General features: G+C 59.7%; 1 pseudogene. It reads right to left on the bottom strand.

From position 1 onward, the window contains the following. Positions 1-293: pseudogene (locus A6302_RS23370) on the bottom strand (calcium-binding protein); the annotation flags it as partial.

Here is a 293-nt window from a genome sequence, read left to right as displayed (position 1 = left end):
ACACATCGTTTTCACCGCTGGACGAAATTGCGTCGATACCGGAAATGTCGATTCTGTCTCCGTGCGCGGACAGGAAGTCGATGATCCGGTCCGCGGTGGTTTGCGTGTTGCCGCTGTCCTCCAGCCTGCGGAAAGCAAAGCTGTCGGCGCCGGCATTCCCAGTCAGAGTGTCGCGACCGAGACCGCCCGTGATCACGTTGTTGCCAGCGTTGCCGACAATGACATTGTCTTGCGTATTGCCCGTTGCCGAGCGGTTCGCGCTGCCCAGCAGGGAAAGGTTCTCCATCGACAGG

Source organism: Methylobrevis pamukkalensis, assembly GCF_001720135.1.
GTDB classification, from domain to species: Bacteria; Pseudomonadota; Alphaproteobacteria; order Rhizobiales; family Pleomorphomonadaceae; genus Methylobrevis; species Methylobrevis pamukkalensis.
The sequence above is the reverse complement of the archived record's forward strand: the minus strand, read 5'-3'. Positions and strand labels throughout refer to the sequence as shown.